17 protein-coding genes are annotated in these 19,694 nt (G+C 60.4%); 15 read left to right on the forward strand and 2 right to left on the reverse strand.

Features of this window, described 5'->3' with window-relative positions:
- Positions 1-48: 48 nt before the first annotated feature.
- Genes ABIE28_RS07440 through ABIE28_RS07455 form a run of 4 tightly spaced genes read left to right on the forward strand, consistent with a single transcriptional unit; the run spans position 49 to position 5,560 of the window.
- Positions 49-1,140: an AI-2E family transporter gene (locus ABIE28_RS07440; protein WP_354061548.1), complete on the forward strand. Its 1,092-nt coding sequence runs from the start codon at positions 49-51 to the stop codon at positions 1,138-1,140.
- A complete protein-coding gene (locus tag ABIE28_RS07445; protein WP_354061550.1) occupies positions 1,118-1,864 on the forward strand; it encodes a P-loop NTPase family protein in 747 nt (248 codons plus the stop codon). Before ABIE28_RS07440 ends, ABIE28_RS07445 begins: the two co-directional genes overlap by 23 nt.
- On the forward strand, positions 1,857-4,028 hold the full coding sequence (locus ABIE28_RS07450; RefSeq protein ID WP_354061551.1) for an RNA degradosome polyphosphate kinase: 2,172 nt from the start codon (positions 1,857-1,859) through the stop codon (positions 4,026-4,028). Before ABIE28_RS07445 ends, ABIE28_RS07450 begins: the two co-directional genes overlap by 8 nt.
- Positions 4,025-5,560 (forward strand): Ppx/GppA phosphatase family protein, encoded by a 1,536-nt coding sequence (locus ABIE28_RS07455; RefSeq protein ID WP_354061553.1) that lies wholly within the window; start codon positions 4,025-4,027, stop codon positions 5,558-5,560. Before ABIE28_RS07450 ends, ABIE28_RS07455 begins: the two co-directional genes overlap by 4 nt.
- A 1-nt stretch (position 5,561) precedes the next feature.
- Here the strand turns inward: ABIE28_RS07455 and rnd are convergent, their stop codons facing one another.
- Complete coding sequence (gene rnd / locus ABIE28_RS07460; RefSeq protein ID WP_354061555.1) at positions 5,562-6,731, reverse strand: ribonuclease D; 1,170 nt, start codon at positions 6,729-6,731, stop codon at positions 5,562-5,564.
- 188 nt (positions 6,732-6,919) lie between these two features.
- Here rnd and aspS point away from each other — a divergent pair, with 188 nt between their 5' ends.
- Positions 6,920-8,713 carry an aspartate--tRNA ligase gene (gene aspS / locus ABIE28_RS07465; RefSeq protein WP_354061557.1) on the forward strand — a complete coding sequence of 598 codons (1,794 nt, stop codon included), beginning with the start codon at positions 6,920-6,922 and terminating at the stop codon, positions 8,711-8,713.
- A gap of 24 nt (positions 8,714-8,737) precedes the next feature.
- Here aspS and ABIE28_RS07470 read toward each other — a convergent pair whose 3' ends face one another.
- Entirely contained in the window at positions 8,738-9,025 is a 288-nt protein-coding gene (locus ABIE28_RS07470) for a DUF3601 domain-containing protein (protein ID WP_354061559.1), read from the reverse strand.
- A gap of 102 nt (positions 9,026-9,127) precedes the next feature.
- On the opposite strand from ABIE28_RS07470, the gene ABIE28_RS07475 reads away from it, so the two are divergent.
- From ABIE28_RS07475 to ABIE28_RS07520, 10 genes are all read left to right on the forward strand, one after another.
- Positions 9,128-10,729 carry an EAL domain-containing protein gene (locus ABIE28_RS07475; RefSeq protein ID WP_354061560.1) on the forward strand — a complete coding sequence of 534 codons (1,602 nt, stop codon included), beginning with the start codon at positions 9,128-9,130 and terminating at the stop codon, positions 10,727-10,729.
- Between the two features lie 122 nt (positions 10,730-10,851).
- On the forward strand, positions 10,852-13,137 hold the full coding sequence (locus ABIE28_RS07480; protein ID WP_354061562.1) for an NADP-dependent malic enzyme: 2,286 nt from the start codon (positions 10,852-10,854) through the stop codon (positions 13,135-13,137).
- Positions 13,134-13,424 carry a Dabb family protein gene (locus ABIE28_RS07485; RefSeq protein WP_354061564.1) on the forward strand — a complete coding sequence of 97 codons (291 nt, stop codon included), beginning with the start codon at positions 13,134-13,136 and terminating at the stop codon, positions 13,422-13,424. The genes ABIE28_RS07480 and ABIE28_RS07485 overlap by 4 nt, the downstream gene beginning before the upstream one ends.
- A gap of 303 nt (positions 13,425-13,727) precedes the next feature.
- On the forward strand, positions 13,728-14,126 hold the full coding sequence (locus ABIE28_RS07490; protein WP_354061565.1) for an FtsB family cell division protein: 399 nt from the start codon (positions 13,728-13,730) through the stop codon (positions 14,124-14,126).
- A gap of 115 nt (positions 14,127-14,241) precedes the next feature.
- Positions 14,242-15,261 (forward strand): pyruvate dehydrogenase (acetyl-transferring) E1 component subunit alpha, encoded by a 1,020-nt coding sequence (gene pdhA / locus ABIE28_RS07495; RefSeq protein WP_354061567.1) that lies wholly within the window; start codon positions 14,242-14,244, stop codon positions 15,259-15,261.
- A 7-nt stretch (positions 15,262-15,268) separates the two neighbouring features.
- Positions 15,269-15,655, forward strand: a complete 387-nt coding sequence (locus ABIE28_RS07500; RefSeq protein ID WP_354061569.1) for a hypothetical protein — start codon at positions 15,269-15,271, stop codon at positions 15,653-15,655.
- A 1-nt stretch (position 15,656) separates the two neighbouring features.
- Positions 15,657-17,045 carry a pyruvate dehydrogenase complex E1 component subunit beta gene (locus tag ABIE28_RS07505; protein WP_354061570.1) on the forward strand — a complete coding sequence of 463 codons (1,389 nt, stop codon included), beginning with the start codon at positions 15,657-15,659 and terminating at the stop codon, positions 17,043-17,045.
- Positions 17,046-17,056: 11 nt separating this feature from the next.
- On the forward strand, positions 17,057-18,442 hold the full coding sequence (locus tag ABIE28_RS07510) for a pyruvate dehydrogenase complex dihydrolipoamide acetyltransferase (RefSeq protein ID WP_354061571.1): 1,386 nt from the start codon (positions 17,057-17,059) through the stop codon (positions 18,440-18,442).
- A 12-nt stretch (positions 18,443-18,454) separates the two neighbouring features.
- Complete coding sequence (locus ABIE28_RS07515) at positions 18,455-19,105, forward strand: SGNH/GDSL hydrolase family protein (RefSeq protein WP_354061573.1); 651 nt, start codon at positions 18,455-18,457, stop codon at positions 19,103-19,105.
- Positions 19,102-19,692, forward strand: a complete 591-nt coding sequence (locus ABIE28_RS07520; RefSeq protein ID WP_354061574.1) for a GNAT family N-acetyltransferase — start codon at positions 19,102-19,104, stop codon at positions 19,690-19,692. Before ABIE28_RS07515 ends, ABIE28_RS07520 begins: the two co-directional genes overlap by 4 nt.
- Positions 19,693-19,694 lie beyond the last annotated feature (2 nt).

The following is a 19,694-nucleotide window of genomic DNA, read 5'->3' on the forward strand; positions in this document are numbered from 1 at the left end:
GGGCCTGATAGCTTCTACACCACACCGACGCAAGGGCCGCCCGGCACCATGACACTACGAAATCAAGTGCTGATCTGGATTGGCTTTCTAGTCGTCCTTATCCTGACGCTATGGGTGTTCCGGGCTATCCTGCTGCCATTCGTGGTCGGTGCGGCGCTGGCTTACCTGTTGAACCCACTGGTCAATCAGCTGCAAAAGCTGCGTTTTGGACGCGGCTGGGCGACCCTGATCGTGCTGCTGGCGGTCATTATGGTGGTGATGAGCCTGCTTTTGACCTTCCTGCCGCTCATTGGGCAGCAGATCATCGAATTGCTGCAGCGAGCGCCAAAATATGTGGCGGACCTGCAGGAATTGTTTGCGCGCTGGTCGCCTGAAATCAACGAATGGCTGGGACCGGAGCGCGCTGCACAGGTGCAGACCAGTATCAACGATCTGGCGCGACAGGCGCTCGGCTTTATAGCGACGCTACCGGGCGAATTGGTCAATATCGGCCTGACTGGTGCGGCCGTCATCGGCCTGACCGTGCTGACCCCGGTGGTGGCCTTCTATCTGCTGTTGGATTGGGAAGGCATGGTTCGCGGCGTCGAAGGTCTGCTGCCGCAGGAGCATAAGGGCGAAATCAACGCTATTCTGCGTGATATCGACAAATCGATGGCCGGCGTTATTCGAGGGCAGGGCGGCGTGTTGCTGATCGACGCGGCGTTCTACGCCACGGCGCTCAGCCTGATCGGGCTCAATTTCGGTCTGGCCGTGGGCCTGATCGCGGGGCTGCTGAGCTTTATCCCCTTCATGGGATTTATCTTCGGGTTTGGCCTGTCGGTGGGTATCGCGCTGGTGCAGTTCTGGCCGAACTGGTGGATGGTCGCCGTCGTGGGCGGGGTGTTCCTGTTCTGGCAGTTCATCGAAGGCAATATCCTTTATCCCAAGCTGGTCGGCTCCTCGATCAACATCAATCCGGTCTGGATGATGTTTGCTCTGCTGGCTTTGGGCGCCGTGTTTGGCTTTGTCGGGCTGTTGCTCGCTGTGCCGATGGCGGCGATTGCCTCCGTATTGGTCCGCTTTGGCGTGCGCAAATACAAGGAAAGCGCGCTCTATCTCGGCCATAACGGTGACGACAATGGCACTCCCGATAAGCTCTGAACCGGACGAGCCCAACGGGCAGCTGACATTTGAGCTGGGTCACACAGCAGCGCAGGGCGAAGCCGACTTTATGGTTGGTGAGGGCAATGAGCTGGCCTATGGCCGCATCATGGCCTTCCCGCACTGGCCCGATCCGATCACGCTGCTGACGGGCCCGGCCAAGTCGGGCAAGTCGCACCTGGCGCGCATTTTTGCCGATCGTAGCCATGCCGTGTTTGCCGGCGCGGACGATCTGGCGGCGCTGGCCACCGAGGGCGGCGCGAGGCCATTGATTGTCGAAGATGTGGATCGGCTGGACTACGATGAGGCGGGGCTGTTTCATCTGCTCAACCAATCCATGCGGGCACAGCGACCGGTGCTGCTGACGGCACGGGAAGATGTGGCCAACTGGCCGCTTGCGACGGACGACGTGCGCTCGCGGATTCGTCGTGCCACGGCTTTCACGCTTGAGCTGACCGATGACATTCAATTGTCACAGATGTTCGTGAAGCTGTTTGGAGATCGGCAGCTGAGGGTTGATCCAAGAATAATTGCTTATCTGGTGGCGCGCATGGAGCGCTCCGCCGAAGAAGTCGTTATTCTTGCAGATATCATGGACCGGCTGGCGCTTGCCAAAGGTACGGCAATTACCCGTAGCATCGCCGCCGATGCGCTCGACCGTCGCCAAAACCTGCGCGGCGGCGCGCGCCAAGAACAGGACTGGGATACCGAAGACGATGAATGAAATGAGTGAGTTCACCGAGACGGACGTGTCGGTTCCCGATATCGAAGCGCTGCGCAAAAGTCCTGCGCGCTTCGTCAATCGCGAGGTGAGCTGGCTGCAATTCAACATGCGTGTGCTGGAGGAAGCGGGCAATGAGCACCACCCGCTGCTCGAGCGGCTGCGCTTCGTTTCGATCTCGGCCAACAATCTCGATGAATTTTACATGGTACGTGTTGCCGGCCTCAAAGGGCAGATGCGCGCTGGCCTGACCAAACTCAGCGCCGATGGGTTGAGCCCGGCCGAGCAGATGGAAGAAATCGCCACGCTGGCCCAGCATTTGCAGCTGGAACAGCAGGATCACTGGCAGAATCTGCGCGAAGAACTGTTCGCGCAGAACGTTGTCATCCATGAAGCTGACGACCTGACGCCCGATCAGGTGAACTATCTGCAGAAGCTGTTCCGAGAGGAAATTTTCCCCGTCCTGACCCCGATTGCGGTCGATCCAGCGCATCCATTTCCATTCATTCCCAATCTGGGTTTGGCGCTGGCGTTTGAGCTCAAGCGTCCGGACAAGGACATTCCGCTGACGGCGCTGGTGCGTATTCCGGGCAATCTGGATCGTTTCATCAACCTGCCATCCGGACTGGTATCGGAGGGGCGCAGCGAAGTCGTGACCATCGATACGCTGGTCAAACTATTCTTTCACAAGATGTTCCCCGGCCATGAAGTGGTCGGCTCGGGCGCGTTCCGCGTTATCCGCGACAGTGAAATTGAAATCGACGACGAAGCCGCAGATCTCGTGGTGGAGTTCGAATCGGCGCTTCGGCAGCGCCGCCGTGGTCAGGTGATCCGCCTCGAAATCGAAAGCTCGATGCCGCGCGCGCTCAAGCGCCAGATTGGCGAACAGCTTGGCGTCAAGGAAGCGGACGTGTTCGAGGTACAGGGGTTCCTCGGTCTCGCTGACGCGCGCAAGGTGTGTGACGTCGACCGCCCGGACCTCAAGTTCGTGCCGTATCACGCGCGGTTCCCCGAGCGTATCCGCGACTATAATGGCGACAGCTTTGCCGCGATCCGCGCCAAGGATATTCTGGTGCACCACCCGTTCGAGAGCTTCGACGTGGTGGCGCAGTTCCTGATGCAGGCAGCGCGCGATCCGGACGTGGTCGCGATCAAGCAGACGCTTTATCGTACCTCGGCTGATAGCCCGATCATCAAGGCGCTGGTTCTGGCGGCGGAAGCGGGCAAGTCGGTGACGTGCCTCGTCGAGCTCAAGGCGCGCTTTGACGAAGAGGCCAATATTCGCTGGGCGCGCGATCTGGAGCGGGCAGGAGCACAGGTCGTGTTCGGCTTTATCGAGCTCAAGACCCATGCCAAGCTCAGCCAGGTGGTGCGGCGCGAAAAGGGCAAGCTGGTCAGCTATTGCCATATCGGCACCGGCAACTACCACCCGATCACGGCCAAGATTTATACCGATCTGAGCTACTTCACGATCGATCCCGCGATCACCCGTGACGTTGCGCGCGTGTTCAACTTCATCACCGGTTATGCAAGGCCGACGGAGCTGGAAACCATCGCCGTGTCGCCGGTGAACCTGCGCGAAACGCTGATCAACAATATCGTTCGCGAAAGCGAAATGGCCCGCAATGGCCAGCCCGCCAGCATCCTGCTCAAGATGAACTCGCTGGTCGATCCGCAGGTGATCGATGCGCTCTATGATGCGAGCCAGGCCGGGGTGAAGATCGACCTGATCGTGCGCGGCATCTGCTGCCTGCGACCCGGAATCCCGGGTTTCTCGGACAATATCCGCGTCAAATCGGTGGTCGGCCGGTTCCTTGAACACAGCCGTATCTACTGCTTTGGCAATGGTGAGCCGATGCCGGGGCCACGGGCTCAGGTCTATATTTCGTCGGCCGATCTGATGGGTCGGAACCTCGACGGTCGCGTTGAAGTCATGGTGCCGATCCTCAACAAGACCGTGCATAAGCAGATTCTTGATCGCATTCTGGTGGCGTATCTGCGTGACAACCAACAGAGCTGGGAAGTATTACCAGACGGAAGTTCGCATCGTATGCGCGTGGCCGAAGGTGACGAACCCTTCAACGCGCATGACTATTTCATGACCAATCCGTCATTGTCCGGACGTGGCAGTGCTGGGGGGGTCGAAGCTGACGAGGGTCAGGCTTGAATCAATTCTGGGGTGTCGACGCCGATCCAACCGCGCAGGGCCGCATCAAGGGTGCCAAGCCCGTAGCGGTGCTCGATATTGGTTCAAACTCCGTTCGTCTGGTTGTCTATGAAAGACATGCCCGCGCCCTGACGCCTCTCTACAACGAGAAATCCGCCTGCGCCCTGGGGCGCGGGGTTGGCAAGACGGGCCGATTGGCCGACGCCAACGTGGCGCAGGCGCTCAACGCCATTCAGCGCTTCGCGCTGGTGGCGCGGATGATGCGGGTGGGCAAGGTAGTGGTTCTCGCCACCTCGGCCGTGCGCGACGCTGCCAACCGCGAGGAATTTGTCGCCGCTGTCGAAGCGCTGATGGAAACCAAGGTTCAGGTGCTGAGCGGCGAAGAAGAAGCTCACTATGCAGCGCTTGGCGCCGTCGCGGGCATTCCCGGCTTTACCGGCATTGTCGGCGATCTGGGTGGCGGTAGCCTAGAGCTGTCCAGCACCACCAATGGCAGTGACACCGACGGGCAATCCTACGAAATCGGCGTGATTCGCCTGCAGGACGATAGCGACGGGTCGCCGACGGCGGCCGCCGGGATCATTCAGGAGCGTCTCGCTGGGTCATCGGTTCACGCTGCGGCGCCAGAGGCGTCGTTCGTCGCCATCGGCGGCACCTGGCGTTCGTTGGCCAAGCTGCATCAGGTCGTCACCGGCTATCCGCTGCGCATGGTGCAGCACTACATCGTGCCTGCCGAGCAGATGATCGCGTTTTGTAACGAGATCACTAGCGCGCCGACGCTCAAGGGCTACAAGGGCGCGGAGCATGTGAGTTCGTCCCGCCGTGAACTGGTGCCGTTTGGCGCTGCGGTTCTGGCCGAGGTGCTCAAGGCCGGCAAGTTCGCCAATGTGGTGTTTTCGGCGCTCGGCGTTCGCGAAGGCTATCTCTATGGCATGCTCGACAAGCGCGAGCAGTCTATTGATCCGCTGATCCAGGGCGCCGAAGAACTCTCCGTGCTGCGCTCGCGTTCGCCGTCGCATGCCAATGATCTGATTGAGTTTACGGCGCAATTTCTGTCGGTATCCGAACTCACCGAAACCCCGGAAGAAACGCGGTTGCGCGAAGTAGCGTGCTTGCTGGCCGATATCGGCTGGCGGGCGCATCCTGACTACCGGGGGCCGCAAAGCGTTGATGCTGTGGCGCATGGCTCGCTGAGTGGCCTCGATCATCCCGGCCGGGCGTTTCTCGCGCAGGTGATTGCCGTGCGCTATGACGGGTTAAAGAGCAAAGTCGCGACGCGCCTGTTGTCACTTGCATCTGCCGAAGTCGCGACCCGTGCCAAGGTGGTCGGTGCGCTGTTCCGGGTGGCCTATCCTATGAGCGCGGCCATGCCGGGCATTCTGCCGCGCATTCGCTTTGAGACCAGCGGAAAAACCCTGATTCTGCATTTGCCGGAAGATCTAACATTCCTCGACGGCGAGCATTTGCGCGGCCGGTTGGAGCAATTCTCCAACCTGACCGGCTTCAAAAATTCGGAAGTGAAGGTCGGCTAGCCTATTCGGCCGGCACGCTGTCCTTCACCGCGAATTCCACAATTCCCTTGCGGGTCGCAACGAGGCCAATGCGGCCGTGCTTGATGTCGAGTGCTTTTTCGCCGAACAGCTTGCGGCGCCAGCCTTTGAGGGCAGGGACGTCCGCTTCATCGTCGAGCACCAGCGCGTCGATATCGTCGGAGGTCGCGAGGATGCGGGCGGCAACACCGTGGTGTTCCGATACTGACTTCAGCAGCACGCGGATCAGATCGCCGACGGCGCCCTTTGGCGAGGGACCGCGATAGCGCTCCGGCATGATCGGCAGATCGTTCTTGCCGAGTTCTTCGACGGACTTCAGCAAGCCCATGATTTCAGCGGCAGCCGAGCTGCGGCCAAAGCCACGTGGCACGGCGCGGAGCTTTTCAAAAGCGTCAGGCGTCAGCGGACGCTGCTGCGCCAGCTCGAACAGCACATCGTCCTTAAGGACGCGGCTGCGCGGCTGATCGCTGTCCTGCGCACGCTTTTCGCGCCATGCGGCAAGTTTTTTGAGCGCCGCCAGATCGCGCGGGCGGTTGATCTTCATCTTGAGGCGTTCCCACGCCTGCTCGGGCTGCACGACATAGGTGTCGATGCTGCGCAGCACGCCCATCTCGTCCTCAACCCAGTCCCAACGCTTGGTCGCATCGACCTGCTTGCGCAGCTCGACATAGATGTCGCGCAGATGGGTGACGTCGGCGACGGCATAAAGCCGCTGCTTTTCCGACAGTGGACGAGCCGACCAGTCGGTAAAGCGCGATGATTTGTCGAGCTCGACCTGGGTGATCGAACGCACCAGATTGTCGTAGGAGACGCTATCGCCGAAGCCGCAGACGCTGGCCGCGACCTGGGTATCGAAAATATTGACCGGCACCTTGCCCGTCAACTTCACGAAGATTTCGATATCCTGCCGGGCGGCATGGAAAACCTTGGTGATGTCCGGATTGGCCAGCAAAGCAAAGAAGGGCGACAGATCAAAGTCCGGCGCCAGCGGGTCAATAAGCACCGCCTCGTCATTTGTTGCCGCCTGAATCAGACAGAGCTTGGGCCAATAAGTGGTTTCGCGAAGGAACTCGGTATCGACCGTCACAAAATCAAACTTCGCAGCGCGCTCGCAGAATGCAGCGAGCACATCTGTGGAAACAATCAGGTCCATACCGGCTTCCGTCTCAAATTCGTCAATATTCTTCCTAGCAGGTGCAGCAGGTCCACTCCATACCGGATTTGTTGAGTAACGGAAACGAGTTAGCCCAACAGCCCGACAAAAGGCTGTTTGCCTTGACAATCCGGGCCTCCCATGCGCTTTTCCCGGCCAATAATCAGGCCTTTTCCTAGAGTTTCACCATGACCGCACATCGCTATCGCTCGCACACCTGCGGGGCCCTAACTGCCAAGGAAGCCGGTCAAACCGTGCGCCTCAGCGGCTGGGTTCATCGTATTCGCGATCACGGGGGGCTGCTTTTCATCGATCTGCGCGACCATTACGGGCTGACGCAGGCCGTCATCGACCCTGATTCTCCAGCATTCGCGACAGCCGAAACGCTGCGCTCGGAGTGGGTGATCCGTATCGATGGCGAAGTGAAGCTGCGCGACGGCGCCGCCGTGAACCCAAACCTGCCAACCGGCACGATTGAAGTGTTCATCCGCGAGATCGAAGTGCTCTCCGCCGCCAAGGAACTGCCGCTGCCGGTTTTCGGCGACCAGGAATATCCCGAAGACGTGCGTCTGAAGTACCGCTTCATCGACCTGCGCCGCGAAAAGCTGCACGCCAACATCGTCAAGCGCACCAAGATCATCTCGTCGATGCGCAATGGCATGGCTGAAGCAGGCTTTGCCGAATACTCGACACCGATTCTGACGGCATCGTCGCCGGAAGGCGCGCGCGACTTCCTCGTCCCGAGCCGCATCCATCCCGGCAAGTTCTTCGCGCTGCCGCAGGCGCCACAGCAGTACAAGCAGCTGCTGATGGCGGCGGGCTTTGACCGCTATTTCCAGATCGCGCCATGTTTCCGCGACGAAGACCCACGCGCCGACCGTCTGCCGGGCGAATTCTATCAGCTCGATCTCGAAATGAGCTTTGTGACGCAGGAGGAAGTCTGGGACACGATGACCCCGGTCATCACCAATATCTTCGAGCAGTTTGCCGACGGCAAGCGTGTCACCAAGGAATGGCCGCGCATTCCTTATGATACGGCCATCCGCAAGTATGGTTCGGACAAGCCCGACCTGCGCAACCCGATCGAAATGCAGGCCGTGACCGAGCACTTTGCCGGTTCGGGTTTCAAGGTGTTCGCCAACCAGATTGAGGCCGATTCCAAGGTCGAAGTCTGGGCGATTCCGGCCAAGAACAAGGCCGGCGCCGAGCCAATCGGTCGTGCCTTCTGTGACCGCATGAACGCCTGGGCACAGGGCGAAGGCCAGCCGGGCCTTGGCTATATCTTCTTTAAGGAAGGGCAGGGCTCGGGCCCGATTGCCAAGAATATCGGCGAAGAGCGCACCGCTGCGATCAAGGCCCAGCTCGGCCTCGATGATGGCGACGCGATCTTCTTCGTCTGCGGTCGTCCGGAAAAGTTCTACAAGTTTGCTGGCGAAGCCCGCACTAAGGCCGGCACCGATCTGGGTCTGGTCGATACCGAACAGTTCGCACTGTGCTGGATCGTCGACTTCCCGTTCTACGAGTGGAGCGAAGAGGAAAAGCGCGTGGACTTCGCGCACAACCCCTTCTCGATGCCACAGGGCGGTATCGACGCGCTCAACAGCCAGGATCCGCTGACCATCAAGGCGTATCAGTATGACGCCGTCTGCAATGGTTTTGAAATCGCCTCGGGTTCGATTCGGAACCAGCTGCCAGACACCATGGTCAAAGCCTTCGAGCTGACCGGCAAGAGCCGTGACGAAGTCGAAGAGCAGTTCGGCGGCCTCTATCGTGCCTTCCAGTATGGCGCTCCGCCACACGGCGGCGCGGCCTTCGGTGTCGACCGTATCGTGATGCTGCTGTGCGGCGTGCAGAACCTGCGCGAAATCACCGCCTTCCCGATGAACCAGCAGGCCGAAGACCTGTTGATGGGCGCACCGAGCCCGGCGGCTCCCAAGCAGCTGCGCGAGTTGAGCATCCGGCTCAACGTGCAGGACAAGTAATCTGATGAGCCGCCTTCGGGCGGCTCATTTGTTTTGGGGCACCAGATAGTCGCCTGAGTGGTGGACGATATCGGACTGCTCCTCGGCGACCAGTTGCAGACGGGTTTGTAGCTGGTCATGGCCGTCGACGCTGAAGAACAGCTTCAGGCCGTCATAGTACGGCACGAAGCTTGAGCCTTGAAAAACCCACTCGGAGCCGACAGCATGAGCAATGCCGTCGTAGTCGACGAAGCTTTTGGCGACGCGATAGCCCTGGCCGACGCGTAGGTGGCGGTAGTCTTCCAGGCACAGCTCTGATGGCATTTTGGGCATGGCTGCCTCAATTATGGTTTCCGAGAATTAACCAGCATTAATGATGCGTTAAATGCTGGTTGGTACCGATTGGGTGTTGAAACGCCCGTTCGGATTCGTGTTTTGAAGTCACGATACTCACATGTTCTGACGCTTTTGGGTGCGCTGCTGGCGTTCGTGCCCATCCTTGCCGTCGATTATCTGCTCGATGGCTACGTCAACGTCCGTGAGAAACAGACCTCCCAGCAATATGTTGCAACGATCAGTTCACAGATTGAATTCGGCGTTAAGGACACGATTGCCTCGCTGCGGCGCATCCTAGCGGACAGCCCATCGCTGTGCACGCCGACCTTTGTCGCCAACGTGCAGCGCGAAATCGAATCCAGCCTCAATATGAAACAGGTGCTGGTCGAGAACGCCGATGGTGTCCAATATTGCGACGCTTTCGGTCGCACGGTCACTTATTCGCCGCTGGCGGCCAGCCTGCCGGTGCCGGGCCATACCGAGACGATCACTGTCGTAAAGCTCGCCGACATGGCGATGCCGGCACTCAAGATTACCCAGACATTTGGCCAGACGCGTCGGGTGTCGGCCTTTGTGCCGCTGATGGGCCAGACGCAGGACGCGCTGTCCAGTGGTCTGCCGACCGGCACCATGGTGCGCGTCATCCTGACCAATGGCACGCCGGTCCTTACGATTGGCGATGCGTCGTCCTATGATCGTCGCGCCTCGAGCGCTGACTTCATTTACGCGCAGAGCTTTGCCGGAGAGCTGCCGCTCAAGGTGGAATACGCCGTGCCATTTGCCATTGCGCGGGCCAGCTATGCCGATCTCGACTTCGGCTTTACGGTCGTTGCCTGCCTGATGAGCGCGGCGTTCCTCTTGATGGCGCTGAACTATGTGCGCCGCTCCAAGGTCCCGGCCTTTGATCTCGAACGCGGCATCGCGCGCGGCGAGATCAAGCCCTACTACCAGCCGGTCATCAACCTGCGCACGGGCGAGTTGATGGGCTGCGAGGTTCTGTGTCGCTGGGAGAAAAAGAACGGGCAGGTGGTGCCGCCTGGGGCGTTCATCGACTATGCCGAAATCACCGGCCTCGCCATTCCGATGACCCTGTCGCTCATGCAGCAGGTCAAGTTCGACCTCGGCGACATCAGCCAAATGATGCCGGACCTCAAAATCTCGATCAATCTGTTCGAGGGCCACTTCCGCGACGACAGCATTGTCGAGGACGTGCAGGCCATTTTCGGCAATTCGCAGATTAGGCTCGACCAGCTGGTGTTCGAAATCACCGAGCGCCATCCGCTGGCCAACTCCGCTGTCGCCAATAGCGTCATCGCCGGGCTACACGCGCTTGGCACCCGACTCGCCATGGATGACGCGGGCACCGGCCACTCCAATCTGGCCTATCTGGGCACGCTGGGCGTCGACATCATCAAGATCGACCGGATTTTCGTTGATATGGTCAAGCCGGGCACGACCCAGGTTCCTGTGCTCGATGGTCTGATCGCCATGGCCAAGGACCTCGATTGCGAAATCGTCGCAGAAGGCGTCGAAACCGAGGCACAGGCGCTGTATCTGCGTGCTCGGGGCGTCATTCAGGCGCAGGGCTTTATCTTTGCACCAGCGCTCAAGATCGGCGCCTTCCGCGAACTGGCCTCGGCACTGCACGCCACGCGGACACCACGCAGCCGCATTGAAGGCATCGTCGCCAGCGCCGCTTGAGGGCCTAATTCACATAAGTGGCCATCGATTGGCCCAAGGTACTTTTCATCGCCACAGATTGATGGCACGAACGCGTTCTCTGAGATATCGCTGCGCGACAAAGCGTGGGCAAGGAGGATTGCGTGACGACTGATGCCAATGAACAGCGGAAAGCCCTGCGCGAAGCCGCCCTGCATTTCCACGAGTTCCCCAAGCCCGGTAAGCTCGAAATTCAGGCCACCAAGCCGCTCGGCAACCAGCGCGATCTTGCGCTAGCCTATTCGCCCGGCGTCGCGGCGCCCTGCGAGGAAATCGCAGCCAATCCAGAGACCGTCTCGAAATATACCTCCCGGCAGAATCTTGTCGCCGTCATCTCCAACGGCACTGCCGTGCTGGGGCTTGGCAACATTGGCGCGCTCGCCAGCAAGCCAGTGATGGAAGGCAAGGCGGTTCTGTTCAAGAAGTTCGCCGGCATTGACGTGTTCGATCTCGAGATCGACGAACTCGACCCCAAGAAATTCATCGACGCCGTGGCGCCGCTCTGGCCGACCTTTGGCGGCATCAACCTTGAAGACATCCGCGCGCCAGACTGCTTCGAAATCGAAGAGACGCTGCGCGAGCGCATGCCGATTCCGGTGTTCCATGACGATCAGCATGGCACCGCCATCATCGTTGGTGCGGCGGTGCTCAACGGGCTCGAGCTCAAGGGCAAGAAGATCGAGGACGTCAAGATCTGCGCATCCGGGGCAGGGGCGGCGGCAATCGCCTGCCTTAATGTTCTGGTGGCGCTGGGCGCCAAGCACGAAAACATCTGGGTCGCCGACAAGGATGGCCTCGTCACGCACAAGCGCAATGACGTCAACGACAAGTGGCGCGGCCAGTTCCGCCGCACCAGCGACGCGACGACGCTCGCCGAAGTCATCGACGGTGCCGACATTTTCCTGGGCCTGTCGGCAGCCGGCGCGCTCAAGCCTGAAATGCTGGCCAAGATGGCGCCCAAGCCGCTGATTCTGGCGCTGGCCAATCCGAACCCTGAAATCACGCCTGAGCTGGCCAAGGAAACCCGCCCGGACGCCATGGTCTGCACCGGGCGCTCGGACTATCCTAACCAGGTCAATAACGTCCTCTGCTTCCCGTTCATCTTCCGTGGCGCGCTCGACGTCGCCGCGACGACGATCAACGAAGAAATGAAGCTGGCTGCGGTGCGCGCCATCGCCAAGCTGGCGCATGAACCCGGTCTTGAAGTGTCGCCGTCCGGCGCACCTGCCGTCTATGGCCCCGATCACATCATCCCAAACCCGTTCGATCAGCGGCTGATTCTGCGCATCGCGCCGGCCGTGGCCCGCGCCGCGATGGATTCGGGTGTCGCCAAGAAGCCGATCACCGATTGGCCAGCTTATCTCGATAGCCTCAACCGCTTCGTGTTCCGCTCGGGCCTTGTGATGAAGCCGATCATCGATCGGGCACAAGGCGCCAACAAGCGCATCGCTTTTGCCGATGGCGAAGACGAACGCGTGCTGCGCGCGACCCAGGTGCTTCTCGAAGAGCGCATTGCCCGTCCGATTCTGATCGGCCGCCCGTCGGTTATCGAATCGCGCATCGAGCGCTTCGGCCTCAACCTCAAGCCCGGCACCGACTTCGAGATCATCAACCCCGAAGACGATCCGCGCTATCGCGACTATGTCACGCTGTTCCACTCGCTGGTGGGCCGCGATGGCGTAACGCCCGACACCGCCCGTCAGGTGGTTCGCACCAATACCACGGTGATCGGCGCGCTTGCCGTCAAGCGCGGCGAAGCCGATGCGCTGATCTGCGGCCTGCAGGGTCGTTTCATCAAGCACGTGCGCGACATTCGCTCGATCATCGGGCTGCAGGATGGCGTGTCCGACGTTTCGGCGCTCTCCATGCTGATCATGCCGCGCGGCGCGTTCTTCCTGGCAGACACCTATGTGAACCAGGAGCCAACGCCGGACGAAATCGTCGGCATTGCGCTGCAGGCGCGTAACCACCTCAAGCGCTTCAACATCGAAGCGCGCGTGGCACTGCTGAGCTATTCCAACTTCGGTTCGCGCGATGGCGACAGCGCCTTCAAAATGCGCGAGGCGTATCAGAAGCTCAAAGCCATCGCCCCCGACATGATCGTCGAAGGCGAAATGCAGGGCGATCTGGCGCTCAATCCAGAGCTGCGTGACCGCTATATTCCGGACAGCGTGCTGAGCGGCGAAGCCAATCTGCTGATTTTCCCGAATCTGGACGCAGCCAACCTGTCGATGACGCTGCTCAAGGAAATGAACAACGCGCTGTCGGTTGGCCCGATCCTGATGGGTCCAAAGGCGCCAGCCCACATTCTCGCGCCGTCGACCACCAGCCGCGGCATCGTCAACATGGCGGCGATTGCAGCCACCGAATCGATTGGGACTGAAGCGTGATCCGCCACACGGTGGTTTTCACGCTCAAGCACGAAGCAGGTTCAGCGGAGGAGGGCACCTTCCTCCGCGACGCCAAGGTGCTGGCGGCGATTCCCGGCGTCGAAAAGTTCGAGCAGCTGCGTCAGGTGAGTCCCAAGAACGATTATGCGTTCGGGTTCTCGATGGAGTTCGCCGATCAGGCGGCTTATGCGGGATACAATGAGCATCCCGATCACGTGGCATTCGTGCGCGATCGCTGGGTGCCTGAGGTCGAGCGGTTTTTAGAGATTGATTACGTGGCGGTTTAGGCATTGTGCCACGCCCTCGTGGTTCGAGGGTTGCTGCGCCAAGGATTGATGAGCCCGCGGACCTGATCCGTGGGCTATTTCTATCTGTCCCTTTGGGGGAGAAGTCAGCGCGCAGCGACGGGTGAGGGGGGCTTTCTACGCACCTCGCTCAGCAAAGGCCCCCTCACCCGACCCAAGAGGGTCTACCTCTCCCCCAGAGGGAGAGGTGAAGAGGGATGTCCGCGTCGTCAGAGGTGAAGGCCTCAACCCCGCGTTAAGTCCTTGTCAGCCATAGTGGGGCCGTACAAATTCGGTTCCGTCCTTATGCCCACCCGCCTTAAACGTCCTGCTATCTGGCGTCCTCTCGCGCTGACCGTGGCATTGCTGGGGTTTCAGGGCTATTTGGGCTTTTCGGCCATTGGTGGCCAGTTTGGCATTGAGAGCCGGACGCAAATCCTGATCGATATCGACCAGCTCAAGGCAAAGTCAGCGGCGTTGCAGGCGGAAATCGATGCCTATGCGCATCGCGTGACCCTGATGGATACACGTCGCCTTGATCCTGACATCGTCACCGAGCGTGCACGGCGTCTGCTGAACATGGCCAATGCCGACGATATGCTGGTCATGGTTGATCCGCATACCGGTGAACCACTTTCCGGTAAATTTACTGAATTAGCTCCAGATGAGTTAAGTCGGATTATCCAAGCAACTCCAACGCTTTAGCGTCGATCACGCTTGGCGGAGTAGCATTGCTTTCTGCCGCTTGCTTGCACTATGATGCGCAACTGTGGCCAACTCAGGCCAAGCGGCAATTCCATTTCGATGCGGAGCGTTCTCTATGGCGCGTAAAGCTGTGGCCACCCAGGCCAAGACGCAATCCAATATACCCCAGTTTACGGCGGAACAGGACCTCGAAGCCTATCGCGAAATGCTGCTGATCCGGCGTTTCGAAGAAAAGGCCGGCCAGATGTATGGCATGGGTCTGATCGGCGGTTTCTGCCACCTCTATATCGGCCAGGAAGCCGTGGTTACCGGTATCACCATGGCCAGCGAGAAGGGCAAGGATGCCCAGATCACCGGCTATCGCGACCACGGCCACATGCTGGTCATGGGCCTCGACCCCAAGGGCGTGATGGCTGAGCTGACCGGACGTGCCGGCGGCCTGTCGCGCGGCAAGGGCGGCTCGATGCACATGTTCTCCAACGAGCACAAGTTCTATGGCGGCAACGGCATCGTTGGCGCACAGGCATCGCTCGGCACCGGTCTTGGCTTTGCGGCCAAGTACAAGGGCGACGGCTCGGTCTCGATCGCCTATTTCGGCGACGGCGCGGCCAACCAGGGCCAGGTCTATGAGAGCTTCAACATGGCAAAGCTGTGGAAGCTGCCGGTTGTGTTCATCATCGAAAACAACAAGTACGCCATGGGCACCTCGATTGAGCGAGCTTCGGCAACCACCGACTTCTCCCAGCGCGGCGCGTCGTTCGACATTCCGGGCGAGCAGGTCGATGGCATGGACGTGCGCATGGTCTATGATGCCGCTCAGCGCGCTATCGAACATGCCCGCTCCGGCAAGGGCCCGTTCATTCTTGAAATGCTGACCTATCGTTATCGCGGTCACTCGATGTCCGATCCGGCGAAGTATCGCACCAAGGACGAAGTGACCAAGTATCGCCAGGAGCGCGACCCTATCGAGCAGGTCAAGGCTCGTCTGATCGATTCGGGCGCGCAGAGCGAAGAATCGCTCAAGGCCATCGAGAACGACATCCGCGCCATCGTGACGGCTGCTGCTGATTTTGCGACCAACGATCCGGAGCCGGATGCGTCCGAACTCTGGACCGACATCACCATCAGCGCCTGAGGCCTCGATGAGCGTTCTGCTCGGCGTTATCCTGCTTTTTGCAGTGCTTTGTTTGATCGTGGCGGCCATGCAGGTCGCTGCGATCATCAAGCTGGCGCCGGCCAGTGAGCATTTGGGCCAGTTCCTGCCATTCGGCTGGTGGAAATTCCGCCAGATCGAAGCCAAGGCAGGCCCCGCCGCCGCGCAGAACGTCAATATCTACAAGCGCGCGGTGATCGCCTTTGTGGCCTTTGCCATTCTCGGTCTCATCCTCAGCGCCTGGGCGGTCAACCGTTCGCCGACCGCTGTCGCCTCGCTCCACATTATCAATGGTTCGCAGCCTGCGGACTTCGCTTTCAATTCCGACCTTCGCCGCGTGGCTATTGTGCCCGGCACCCTAATTCTGGAGAGCTGATATGCCCCAAATCCTGATGCCCGCGCTGTCGCCCACCATGGAAGAGGGCAAGCTGTCCAAATGGCTGGTCAAAGTTGGCGACACTGTCAAATCCGGCGACGTGCTGGCTGAGATCGAGACCGACAAGGCCACGATGGAAGTCGAATCCGTCGATGAAGGCGTGGTCACCGAACTGCTGATCGCCGAAGGCACAGAAGGCGTTCTGGTCAACACCCCGATCGCTCTGGTTCTGGCCGAGGGCGAAACCGCCGAAGCCGCGCCTGCTGCCAAGACGGCTCCAGAGCCTGCCGAAGCGCCTGTCGTCGCTGCTGAAAAGGCTGCAGACGCTGCGCCATCGACCGCCGCTGTCCCTGCCGCGCCCAAGTTTGAAGCCCAGAACGATCCCGACCTGCCAGCTGGCGTCGAGATGGTCGAAATGACCGTCCGTCAGGCGCTGAACGAAGCGATGGCCGAAGAGCTACGCCGCGACAAGGACGTCTTCGTGATGGGCGAAGAAGTCGCCGAATATCAGGGCGCCTACAAGATCACCCAGAACCTGCTGCAGGAATTTGGTCCAGAGCGCATCATCGATACGCCAATCACCGAGCATGGCTTTGCCGGTCTCGCGGTTGGCGCGGCGTTTGCCGGCCTCAAGCCAATCGTTGAATTCATGACCTGGAACTTTGCCATGCAGGCAATCGACCAGATCATCAACTCGGCTGCCAAGCAGCTTTATATGTCCGGCGGCCAGGTCAATGCACCGATGGTGTTCCGTGGCCCGAACGGCGTTGCATCGCGCGTTGGTGCCCAGCACAGCCAGGATTATTCGGCATGGTACAGCCACGTGCCCGGCCTCACCGTCATCGCGCCCTATAGCGCCGCTGACGCCAAGGGACTGCTCAAGGCGGCTATCCGCTCGCCGAACCCGGTCGTGTTCCTTGAAAACGAAATTCTCTACGGCTCGACGGGTCTGGTGCCCAAAGTCGACGATTTCGTGCTGCCAATCGGCAAGGCTCGCATTGCTCGCAAGGGCGCGGACGTGACCATCGTGTCGTTCTCGATGGGCATGCGTTACGCCACCCAGGCCACCGAAAAGCTGGTTGCGGCGGGCGTCGACGTCGAACTGATCGATCTGCGCACGCTGCGTCCACTGGACAGCGATACCGTGATCGAGTCGGTCAAAAAGACCGGCCGTATGGTGACGGTGGAAGAAGGCTGGCCGCAGGGTGGTATCGGCGCCGAGCTTTCGGCCCGCGTCATGGAGCAGGCATTCGATTATCTCGATGCCCCGGTGATCCGTGTCACCGGCAAGGACGTGCCGATGCCCTACGCTGCAAACCTCGAAAAGCTGGCGCTGCCGAACGTCGATGAAGTCATCGCCGCGGTCAATGCCGTGACTTACCGCTCGTAAGGAGATCTGGGATGCCAATTGATATCACAATGCCGGCGCTCTCTCCGACGATGGAAGAGGGCAAGCTCGCCAAATGGCACGTCAAGGAAGGCGACAGCGTCTCTTCCGGTGACGTGATTGCCGAGATCGAAACCGACAAGGCCACGATGGAAGTCGAGGCCGTGGACGAGGGCAAGATCGGCAAGATCATGGTCGCCGAAGGCACTGAAGGCGTGAAGGTCAACGCCGTCATCGCCGTGCTGCTGCAGGATGGCGAAAGCCTCGATGCGGCTGCGGCTGCTGCTGCGCCCAAGGCTGAAGCTCCCAAGGCCGCGGAAGCTGCCAAGGCACCAGCAAATGATGGCCCGGCCGCTTCGGCCTCAACCAAGCCAGACAGCGCACGCGCCAACTTTGAGCAGCTGGCATCCAAAGTGATGGCAGAGACGCCGAAGGCTGCTGCGAACGGCAACGCCGCCGCGACAGGCAAGGTCTTCGCCTCGCCACTCGCCCGCCGTCTGGCCAAGGAAGCTGGCATTGATGTGTCGGCGATCCCTGGCTCCGGTCCAAAGGGCCGCGTCGTCCAGTCGGACGTTGAGGCGGCCAAGTCGGGCAAGACCCCACTCAAGGCATCCGCTTCGGCTGCTGCACCTGCCGCTGGCGGCGCTGCACCAACTGGCATGACCAAGGCTCAGGTTCTGGCGCTTTACCCAGAAGGCTCCTACGAGCTCGTGCCAAACGATGGCATGCGCAAGGTCGTGGCGGCTCGCCTGACCGAGTCCAAGCAGACCGTGCCGCACTTCTATCTGACGCTCGATTGCAAGATCGATGCGCTGCTGGCGGCGCGCGAGCAGATCAACGCGCAGGCGCCAAAGTCCAAGGATGGCAAGCCCGCCTACAAGCTCTCGGTCAATGACTTCGTCATGAAGGCCTGGGCCGTGGCATTGCAGCGCGTGCCTGCAGCGAACGCCACGTGGGCAGGGGACTCGATCCTCTACCACAAGCGCTCGGACGTCGCGGTTGCGGTCGCCGTTCCCGGTGGCCTGTTCACGCCTGTGGTCAAGTCCTGCGATACCAAGACGCTTCGCGAAATCTCCGAAGAGGTCAAGGATCTGGCTGGTCGCGCCAAATCCAAGAAGCTCGCGCCACATGAATATCAGGGTGGCGCGTCGTCCGTGTCCAACCTGGGCATGTTCGGCATCAAGAGCTTCTCGGCCGTGATCAACCCGCCACATGGCACGATCCTCGCCGTTGGTGTGGGTGAAGAGCGCGTCTATGCAGACGCTGGTCAAGTCAAGATCGCCAACTTCATGACGGTGACGCTGTCCTGCGATCACCGGGCAGTTGACGGTGCCCTAGGCGCTGAAGTGCTCGGTGTGTTTAAGGGCCTGATCGAAAACCCGGTGATGATGCTGGCCTAAGGGGCTGTTTGCATGAAAACCATTCTCGCCTTTGGCGACAGCCTGACCTTCGGCGCCAATCCCGTCAAAGACGGGCCGCGTCATGCCTATGAGGACCGCTGGCCAAGCACCCTGGAAAGGGCGCTTGGTGGCGATGTTCGCGTGGTGGCTGAAGGCCTGGGCGGTCGCACGACGGTCTATGATGATTTCACGACCGCTGCCGACCGCAATGGCGGCCGAATTTTGCCAACGTTGCTGTCCAGCCACGAACCGCTCGATCTGGTCATCATCATGCTCGGCACCAATGACCTGAAGCCAACGATTTGCGGCTCCGCACTCTGGGCGTCCTACGGCATGCGCCGCCTGACCCAGATCACGCGCGGCCAGTTCTTTGGGCTCGGGACACCGGTGCCACAGGTTCTGCTGGTGGCGCCGCCGCATGCCTGCGAGACCGACAATGTGGACGTGTCCGACCATTTCGGCGGGCTCTATCACATGATCGGCGAGTCAAAGCTGTTTGCGAAACACTATCTGCGTCAGGCAACCGACTGGTCGACTGGGTTCTTTGATGCGGCGACGGTCGCCAAGGCCAGCCCCATCGACGGTATCCATCTCGACGCTGCCAATACAAGCGCCATCGGCGAGGGCATTGCGCCAGTGGTCAAGAAGGTGCTCGGCCTGTGAGTAACGGCTATTCGATCAGACCGGCCGTCAAATCCGACGCCGCGGAGATCGCGTTGCTCGTCAACATCGCCGTGCATGGTGGCGTCGCCCGAGCCTGGGCACACGACAAGCAGGCCGCCGAAACCTACGACCCGCTTGAAGTGGGCCGGATGGAAATGCTGCGTGACGACACCGAGTTTAGCTGGCGGAACGCGAGTATCGCGGAAGCCGACGGCGAAGTGGTCGGTATGCTGCTGGGTTACCGCAAGGCAGACGAGCGCCAGACGGTGCCCGATGACACCTTTGCGCCGATGCGGCCGATTTTGGAGCTCGAAGAAGAGACCAACGGCCGTTGGTTCATCTCGATGCTGGGCGTTCACAAGGCCTGGCGCGGCAAGGGAGTGGGCTCGGTCCTGCTCGACCACGCCGAATTTCAGGCTCGCGAGACGCGGGCCAAAGGACAAGCACTGATCGTCGAGGACGCCAATGATGGCGCCCGGCGACTATATGAGAGCCGGGGCTTCCTGGTGACAACGAGCCGCCCCATGGTGCCATTTCCCGGCACACCCCAACATGGTTCGGACTGGCTTTTGATGGTGAAGGAATAAAT

The organism is Devosia sp. 2618, assembly GCF_040546815.1.
In the GTDB taxonomy this organism is placed as follows: domain Bacteria; phylum Pseudomonadota; class Alphaproteobacteria; order Rhizobiales; family Devosiaceae; genus Devosia.

Coding starts and splice junctions, on each gene's coding strand:
- ABIE28_RS07490 (WP_354061565.1), top strand. CDS start 13,728: ATGCCCACCCGCCTTAAACGTCCTGCTATCTGGCGTCCTCTCGCGCTG.
- ABIE28_RS07505 (WP_354061570.1), top strand. CDS start 15,657: ATGCCCCAAATCCTGATGCCCGCGCTGTCGCCCACCATGGAAGAGGGC.
- ABIE28_RS07470 (WP_354061559.1), bottom strand. CDS start 9,025: ATGCCCAAAATGCCATCAGAGCTGTGCCTGGAAGACTACCGCCACCTA.
- ABIE28_RS07445 (WP_354061550.1), top strand. CDS start 1,118: ATGGCACTCCCGATAAGCTCTGAACCGGACGAGCCCAACGGGCAGCTG.
- pdhA (WP_354061567.1), top strand. CDS start 14,242: ATGGCGCGTAAAGCTGTGGCCACCCAGGCCAAGACGCAATCCAATATA.
- ABIE28_RS07440 (WP_354061548.1), top strand. CDS start 49: ATGACACTACGAAATCAAGTGCTGATCTGGATTGGCTTTCTAGTCGTC.
- ABIE28_RS07510 (WP_354061571.1), top strand. CDS start 17,057: ATGCCAATTGATATCACAATGCCGGCGCTCTCTCCGACGATGGAAGAG.
- aspS (WP_354061557.1), top strand. CDS start 6,920: ATGACCGCACATCGCTATCGCTCGCACACCTGCGGGGCCCTAACTGCC.
- ABIE28_RS07500 (WP_354061569.1), top strand. CDS start 15,269: ATGAGCGTTCTGCTCGGCGTTATCCTGCTTTTTGCAGTGCTTTGTTTG.
- ABIE28_RS07515 (WP_354061573.1), top strand. CDS start 18,455: ATGAAAACCATTCTCGCCTTTGGCGACAGCCTGACCTTCGGCGCCAAT.
- rnd (WP_354061555.1), bottom strand. CDS start 6,731: ATGGACCTGATTGTTTCCACAGATGTGCTCGCTGCATTCTGCGAGCGC.
- ABIE28_RS07450 (WP_354061551.1), top strand. CDS start 1,857: ATGAATGAAATGAGTGAGTTCACCGAGACGGACGTGTCGGTTCCCGAT.